Below are 5,761 nucleotides of genomic sequence, written 5' to 3' on the forward strand. Positions count from 1 at the left end.
GCTCCAAGCTGTTCCTGTACGACCAGAAGTACCTGTGGGGCGACTTCGCGGCCGCCGCGATCCTCTCGGGCTTGCCCATCACCCTCGTGTTCATCCTCGCGCAGAAGTGGATGATCTCGGGGCTCACGGCCGGGGGGATCAAGGGGTGAACGAACACCCACGAACCGTTCGCCCTGAGCAGGGACCGAGCTTGTCGAGGGCCCGTGTCGAAGGGTTGGTGCCGCAGCGGGCCGGAAGCTCCCGCGCACAGCCACCAGGCCTTCGACAAGCTCAGTCCGCCCCTTCGACAAGCTCAGGGCGAACGGGTTTTTCTTGCCACCACCTTCTCGTGCTGCTCGCGGCGCTGTGCCTGGCCGCCTGCACGACCCCTCCGCCCCTGCCGAAGTCCTCCGCACCGCCAATCACCGGCGGCCCGATCTCGGTGCCGGGCACGTTCGCCGACAACGCCATCGTCTACTTCGCCATCACCGACCGCTTCAGCAACGGCAACCCGGCCAACGACCATGCCTACGGCCGCCAGCGCGAGGCCGACCCGAAGGCCGACGTCGCCACCTTCCACGGCGGCGACCTGAAGGGCATCACGAACAAGCTGAACGAAGGCTGGTTCACGCAACTGGGCGTCAACGCGATCTGGATCACCGCGCCGTACGAGCAGATCCACGGCTGGGTGGTCGGCGGCAACAAGGAATTCAAGCACTACGCCTACCACGGCTACTACGCGCTCGACTACACCGTGCTCGACGCGTCGATGGGCACGCCCGGCGAGCTGCGCGAGATGGTGGACACCGCGCACCGCCAGGGCATCCGCATCCTGTTCGACGTGGTGATGAACCACCCCGGCTACCTCGACCTGCAGACCGCGCGCGAGCTGGACTTGAAGGTGCTCTGGCCCGGCTCCGAACGCGCGACGCTGCGCGACTACCACGGCTTCATCGACTACAACAGCTTCAACTTCGCCGACTGGTGGGGCCGCGCCTGGGTGCGCGCCGGCCTGCCCGGCTACCTCGACGGAGGACGCGACGACCTGACGATGCAGTTGGCCTACCTGCCGGACTTCCGCACCGACAGCCCGGACAAGGTGACGCTGCCCACCTTCCTGCGCCAGAAGCCCGGCACGCGCGCCCGCGACCTGCCCGACGCCACCGTGCGCGACCACCTGGTCACCTGGCTCAGCGACTGGGTGCGCGAGTACGGCATCGACGGCTTCCGTGCCGACACCGTCAAGCACGTCGAGCCCGAGTCCTGGGCCGCACTCAAGCACGCCGCCACCGCCGCCCTCGCCGACTGGAAAACCCGCCACCCAGCCGACAAGATCGACGATCAGCCGTTCTGGATGGTCGGCGAGTATTGGGGCCAGGGGCCGGAACGCAGCCCGCTGATCGGCAGCGGATTCGATGCGCTGATCAACTTCGAATTCCAGGACCTCGGGCCGCAGTTCGCGAACCCCGACGCCCTCTTCACGCGCTATGCCTCGCTGCTGTCCGGCCGCCCGGGCTACAACGCGCTGAGCTACCTGTCGTCGCACGACACGCGGCTGTTCGACCGCAGCCGCCTGGCCGAAGGCGCCGCGGCGCTGCTGCTCGCGCCCGGCGCGGTGCAGATCTTCTACGGCGACGAGACCGCGCGCCCACCCGGCCCGGCACCGGTGTCCGACCCGCAGCAGGCCACCCGTTCCGACATGAACTGGGACCAGCCCGACACCGCGCAGCTGGCGCACTGGCGCCGCCTCGGCAGCTTCCGGGCACGTCACGTCGCGCTGGCACGCGGCGTGCATCGGCAACTGTCGGCCGCGCCGTACGTCTTCAGCCGCGTCGATGCGGCGAGCGGCGATGCCGTCGTCGTCGCGATGGGGGTCGACGGCAGCGTCGCGATCCCGGTCGGCGGCGTGTTCGGCGAAGGCGAGCCGCTGCGCGATGCCTACAGCGGCCAGCGCGCCGCCGTCACCGACGGCAAGGTCATCCTGGCCGCCTCACACTATGTCCTCCTCGAGCGCATGCCGGCCCCGACGCTGGCAGCCAAGCCGGCAGCCCCATGACCCTTGACCTCAGCACCCGCCCCACGCCGTTCACCGAAGCGCGGCTGCTGGCCGACATCGGCGCCACCTACGCCCGCTTCTGCATCGAGCCCGCCCCCGGCCAGTTCGAGCACGTCGCGGTGCTGCCGTGCAGCGATCACGCCGGCATCACCGAGGTGATCCAGGCCTACCTGGCGACCGTGCCCGAGCTCACGCCGCGCCACGGCGCGGTGTCGATCGCCAACCCGATCCAGGGCGACCAGGTGCGCATGACCAACCGCGACTGGGCCTTCTCGATCCAGGCGGTGCAGCAGCAGCTGAAGCTGTCGACGCTGCTGGTCGTCAACAACTTCACCGCGCTGGCGATGGCGCTGCCCGGCCTCGCGCCGCAGGGCCGGCAGCAGGTGGGCGGCGGCGAGCCGCAGCCGAACGGCGTGATCGGCCTGCTCGGCCCGGGCACCGGCCTGGGCGTGTCGGGCCTGATCCCGGCCGGCGACCGCTGGACCACGCTTGCCACCGAAGGCGGCCACGTCAACTTCGCGCCCAGCGACGAGCGCGAGATGCGGGTGCTGCAGTTCGCGTGGAAGAGCATGTCGCGGGTGTCGGCCGAGCGCCTGATCTCCGGCCCGGGCATCGAGCTGATCTACCAGGCCCTCACGGAAGGCCAACCCGGCGCCGCGCACGAGCTGTGCACCGCCGACATCGTGCAGCGTGCGCTGCAGAATCAGGACGCCTCCTGCCTGGAGGCGCTGGAGGTGTTCAGCGGCATGCTGGGCTCGATGGCTTCGGACGTCGCGCTGACGCTGGGCGCCACCGGCGGCATGTACGTCGGTGGCGGCATCGTGCCGCGGCTCGGGCCGCTGTTCGCGCAATCGACGTTCCGCGAGCGCTTCGAGGCCAAGGGCCGCATGAGCGACTACGTGGCACGCATCCCCACCTATGTGCTGACGGCCGAGAACCTGGTGTTCCAGGGCATCTCGACGCTGCTGTCCGACCACGTGCCCGACGCCGACGGCAGCCACCCGCTGCTCGAACGCGTGCGCAGCTCGGTGGCCGGCCTGTCGCCGGCCGAGCGCCGCGTCGCCAACTTCGTGCTCGACAACCCGCGCACCGCACTGAACGACCCGATCGCGCTGATCGCGCAAGGGGCCGAGGTGAGCCAGCCGACCGTGATCCGCTTCTGCCGCTCGCTCGGTTTCCAGGGGCTGGCCGACTTCAAGCTCAAGCTCGGCTCGGGCCTGACCGGCACGCTGCCGGTGCAGCGCACCCAGGTGCGGCGCCAGGACGGCACCGCCGACCTGTGCGCCAAGGTGCTGGACAACACCATCTCGGCCATCGTGCAGTTCCGCGAGTCGCTGAACGTCGACGCGGTCGACAAGGCGATCGGCATGCTGCGCGAGGCACGCCGCGTCGAGTTCTATGCGATGGGCAACTCGGCCATCGTGGCGCTGGACGCGCAGCACAAGCTGTTCCGCTTCCGCATCTCGTCGGTCGCGCACACCGATCCGTCGATGCATTCGATGGCGGCCGAGCTGCTCGGGCCGAGCGACGTGGCCGTGTTCATCTCGAGCTCCGGCCAGCCGCCCGAGCTGTCGCGCGCGGCGGGCCTGGCGATGGACCGCGGTGCCAAGGTGATCGCGATCACCGCCAGCCAGTCGCCGCTGGCGCGCAAGTCCAGCGTCTGCATCCCGGTCGAGCACAGCGAGGACGCGAGCACCTTCGTCTCGATGATCTCGCGCATCCTGCACCTGCTGGTGGTCGACATGATGTCGGTGGGCGTCGCGGTGCGCCGGCTGCCGGCGGCCAGCGTCGGGCTGGACAGCGGCTCGGCCGACGGGCAGCAGCAGCCGCAGCCGGGGGTGCTGATCTCGCACGTGGCCTGAAGGTCAAGGCGCCCGCGATTCATATTGCCAATCGGGCCGCAAGACAAAAGAAATCGCGCCGCCGACCGGACTGGCAATACTCCCTGCGACAAGGGAGACAACGATGACACTGCGCGAACTGCGCTACCTGGTGGCGCTCGCCGACCACCGCCACTTCGGCCATGCGGCGCAGGCCTGCCACGTGACCCAGCCGACGCTCAGCACGCAGCTGCGCAAGCTGGAGGACTACCTGGGCCTGCCGCTGCTCGACCGCAGCGGCAAGCAGCCGGCGCTGACGCCGATCGGCGAATCGGTGGTGCAGCGCGCGCGCCGCCTGCTCGACGAAGCCGACCAGATCCTCGGGCTGAAGAGCCTGCGCAGTGGGCCGCTGCAGGGCGTGCTGAACGTCGGCCTGATCCCGACGTTGGCGCCCTACTACCTGCCCTGGCTGCTGCCGCTGGTGCGCCAGCGCTATCCGACGCTGAAGCTGATCGTGCACGAGGACATGACGCGGCATCTCGCGGCGCTGCTGGCCGACCAGCTGATCGACACCGCCTTCGTCGCCTTGCCCGGGCCGCTGCCGCAACCGGCGTTTGCCGAGATGGCGCTGTTCGACGAGCCCTTCTTCGTCGCCGCGCCGGCCGCGCACGAGATCGGCGTGCACGACAGCGTGCCGCTGGACGCACTGGCCGAGCTGAAGCTGCTGCTGCTGACCGACGGCCACTGCCTGCGCGGCCAGGCGCTCGAAGCCTGCGGCCGGCAGGAGGCGTCGGAGGCCGACGGCTGCGACTTTCGCGCGAGCAGCCTGGAGACGCTGCGCCAGCTGGTGTCGGCGGGCCTGGGCTGCACGCTGTTGCCGGCGCTGGCGGTGCGCCGCCTGAGCGACCCGGGGCTGGTGGTGCGCCCGCTCGCGCAGGGCCAGTCGCGCCGCATCGGCATGGTGTGGCGCGCCGGGCATCCGAAGGACAGCGACCTGCGCCTGCTGGGCCAGGCGCTGCGCGAGGCCCTGCCCGACGGCGTGCGGGCGCTGCCGGTGAGGCCGGTGAGACCGGCGCTGGCCAGCGCGGCCTGAGGCCATTGAGGCCGTGAATCGGCGCCGCTGAGGTTGTCAACTTCCGGCCGCGCAGGCCGCTTCCTAAGCTCCACGCACCTGAACCTCACTGGTGGAGCCCCCATGACGACACGCCTTCTCCTCGCCCTGCTGCTGGCCGCGGCAGCCCCGATCCACGCGCAGACGCTGACGCGCGACAACGGCGCGCCGGTCGGCGACAACCAGAACTCGCAGACCGCCGGCCCGGGGGGCCCGGTGCTGTTGCAGGACGTGCAGCTGGTCCAGAAGCTGCAGCGCTTCGACCGCGAGCGCATCCCCGAGCGCGTGGTGCATGCGCGCGGCACCGGCGCGCACGGCGAGTTCGTCGCGGCGACCGACCTGTCGGCGTACACGCGCGCCAAGGTGTTCGCGCCCGGCACGCGCACGCCGGTGTTCGTGCGCTTCTCGACCGTGATCCACGGCAACCACTCGCCCGAGACGCTGCGCGACCCGCGCGGCTTCGCGACCAAGTTCTACACCGCCGAGGGCAACTGGGACCTGGTGGGCAACAACCTGCCGGTGTTCTTCATCCGCGACGCGATCAAGTTTCCGGACATGGTGCACAGCCTGAAGCCCAGCCCCGACACCAACGTGCAGGACCCGAACCGCTTCTTCGACTTCTTCTCGCAGCAGCCCGAATCGACGCACATGCTGACGCGGGTGTATTCCGACTTCGGCACGCCGGCCAGCTACCGCAACATGGACGGCAACAGCGTGCACGCCTACAAGTTCGTCAATGCGCAAGGCCGGGTGACGTATGTGAAGTTCCACTGGAAGACGCTGCAGGGCGAGAAG

The 5,761-nt window shown here is 70.1% G+C and carries 3 protein-coding genes and 1 pseudogene; all 4 read left to right on the forward strand.

What is annotated here, in order from left to right; translation table 11 throughout:
- Window positions 1-328 precede the first annotated feature (328 nt).
- Entirely contained in the window at window positions 329-2,035 is a 1,707-nt protein-coding gene (locus tag AC1DYN_RS31395) for an alpha-amylase family glycosyl hydrolase (RefSeq protein ID WP_477966534.1), read from the forward strand.
- Complete coding sequence (gene glk, locus AC1DYN_RS31400; protein WP_477966536.1) at window positions 2,032-3,897, forward strand: glucokinase; 1,866 nt, start codon at window positions 2,032-2,034, stop codon at window positions 3,895-3,897. The genes AC1DYN_RS31395 and glk overlap by 4 nt, the downstream gene beginning before the upstream one ends.
- Before the next feature lie 103 nt (window positions 3,898-4,000).
- Complete coding sequence (locus tag AC1DYN_RS31405) at window positions 4,001-4,948, forward strand: LysR substrate-binding domain-containing protein (RefSeq protein WP_477966538.1); 948 nt, start codon at window positions 4,001-4,003, stop codon at window positions 4,946-4,948.
- Between the two features lie 102 nt (window positions 4,949-5,050).
- Window positions 5,051-5,761: pseudogene (gene katE1, locus AC1DYN_RS31410) on the forward strand (catalase KatE1); the annotation flags it as partial.

The organism is Rhizobacter sp. P2_D12 (assembly GCF_056404395.1).